General features: G+C 42.8%; 3 protein-coding genes. All 3 read left to right on the top strand.

Annotation, left to right across the window (positions count from 1 at the left end):
- Nucleotides 1-648: 648 nt before the first annotated feature.
- The 3 genes from R8N47_RS23350 to R8N47_RS23340 are packed head-to-tail and all read left to right on the top strand — an operon-like array spanning nt 649 to nt 1439.
- On the top strand, nt 649-876 hold the full coding sequence (locus R8N47_RS23350) for a hypothetical protein (protein ID WP_318185875.1): 228 nt from the start codon (nt 649-651) through the stop codon (nt 874-876).
- A gap of 43 nt (nt 877-919) precedes the next feature.
- Nucleotides 920-1162, top strand: coding sequence for a type II toxin-antitoxin system ParD family antitoxin (locus tag R8N47_RS23345; protein WP_012615282.1), 243 nt, complete (start codon nt 920-922; stop codon nt 1160-1162).
- Nucleotides 1155-1439 (top strand): type II toxin-antitoxin system RelE/ParE family toxin, encoded by a 285-nt coding sequence (locus tag R8N47_RS23340; protein WP_012615283.1) that lies wholly within the window; start codon nt 1155-1157, stop codon nt 1437-1439. The genes R8N47_RS23345 and R8N47_RS23340 overlap by 8 nt, the downstream gene beginning before the upstream one ends.
- The last annotated feature ends 457 nt before the right edge of the window (nt 1440-1896 follow it).

Below are 1896 nucleotides of genomic sequence, written 5' to 3'. Positions count from 1 at the left end.
CATTTTGACTTTTTAACGAAAAAGTAGGCTGACTGTTCACACCTAAAACGTCCATTTCCGCAGATGGAGTGCGTTGTTGATTTATGATTTCGCTACTTTGAGATGCGTCACTGGCTCAACAATTATTACCAGCGAGTACGGAGTTAACTAAGCCGTACACTCCACAGACTTAGAGCAAAATTAACTCGGTTCTCTGACCGGACGGTGCTCTGAATGCAACGTAGACCAGCCGAATCGGCTATGCGGTCAGGGTCCTGCTTTTGCAGTAAGGTAAGTCTTGAGGTTATGAAACTGGTTAAGCATTGTCAACAGAGTTAATGTTGCAGCTTCTTTGTTGCGTGAAATTCGTTTTGGCTAGATAAATCCTCGCGCTATGTGGAAATTTTAATTTCTACATAGCGCGAGTAGGCTCGCGAAATTTGCGAAAAGTACCGCCTGAATTGCGTAGCAACAGGGCGGTGCTTTGAGTGAATTTGACGGGGTTAGGGGCAGTAGCCCCTCACGAACTGACGCGCTGCGCTTGTCGCATCACTAGCCCAAGATAAACTGCAAGTTTATCCTGGGCCGGTGATGTGCATTTTGAACGCTAGGCGTTTTTGAGCTGCATGATCAAGAGCCAAACTTAGGAAACAAAACGCTGATGGTAAGGTGGATAAAAGAATCTATGAGAAAGAGGCTGTTATGTTTATTCGAGTTATTTTTACAGCATTATCATTTTGCGCTGTTTTCATTGTGGTGAGTGACAACATACCGGGTTGGGGGAATGCTTTGGGGTGGAGTTACATCTTGGGTATGTTGGCTCTGGGGGTAATAACATTGAAAGCCGAACAGCTCATGGCATGGTGTGATAAGCAATTAGAGAAAAAGAGAAAATGAAGAGGTATACTAGGTGTGTTAATAATTAACAAATGGTGATTTTATGGCTAGAACAACAAGCGTCACAATCGGAGAATCTCTTGATTGTTTTATCGAAAGAATGATCGCAACAGGTCGTTACGGCTCAACAAGTGAAGTGATGAGAAGTGCATTGCGACTACTCGAACAACAAGAGAATCAACAAGACTTACTGCGAAAAGCGCTCGATGAGGGTGAGGCGAGCGGAGAGTGTTCCTTGTCATTAAAAGAAGTGGCAGCAAGAAGAAAGGCCAAGCTGCATGTATAAACTTTCCCAAAAAGCAGCAGACGATTTTGGGGATATCTACGAATATACCTTTTTAAATTTTGGCGCAGAGCAAGCCGACAACTACACCGATGAAATGGAACAATGTTTACAAACTCTGTCAGAGGCACCATTCATTGGTCGAGATTGTTCCGAACTTCGTTCTGGCGTACGTCGTCATGATCATCAGAAACACGCCATTTTTTATCGAGTTCGAGAGTTCGATATCTTTGTTATCCGGATCTTGCACCAACAGATGAACCCAATGTTGCATCTTTAAATTACTTAATTTTTTGATAAAACCTAGAAAAACGCCCCTTAGAGGGCGTTTTTTGTTTCAAACGAACAGCGCCATCTTTGCCCTGTAAATCGCCTGAAAAGCGTCACAAACTTTCAGCCCGATTTCTGGGTCAGTAGGGCATAGTAAGTGCTTAAAAACGTGCCTAGAGCCTCTGATGGCGTTCTAAGGGCTGTTTTTGATAGCTAACTCGCCCGTTTAACATAATAGGAATAATAGACACCGATTTTGAGTGTGGCTCAGGCATAAATTTGGATTCTGATTAATGTATACATCTTCAAGTGGTTCTATGAAATTGGTATACATTAATCAATAGGGGGAGGTGATTTTCGTTACAGAGTCACGCGTTGCGAATCACTCTTAAATGCTTTGTTAGAGCACTTTGCTCTGTGTCACCAAGTCAAAAGCTTCGTTAACTTTTTTCCCAAGCGAAATCTGT

The sequence above is a fragment of the Vibrio sp. 2132-1 genome (assembly GCF_033344315.1).
The sequence above is the reverse complement of the archived record's forward strand: the minus strand, read 5'-3'. Positions and strand labels throughout refer to the sequence as shown.

What these genes read in the sequence shown, in the direction of transcription:
- R8N47_RS23345 (WP_012615282.1), top strand. Translation starts at nt 920, where the DNA reads ATGGCTAGAACAACAAGCGTCACAATCGGAGAATCTCTTGATTGTTTT.
- R8N47_RS23340 (WP_012615283.1), top strand. Translation starts at nt 1,155, where the DNA reads ATGTATAAACTTTCCCAAAAAGCAGCAGACGATTTTGGGGATATCTAC.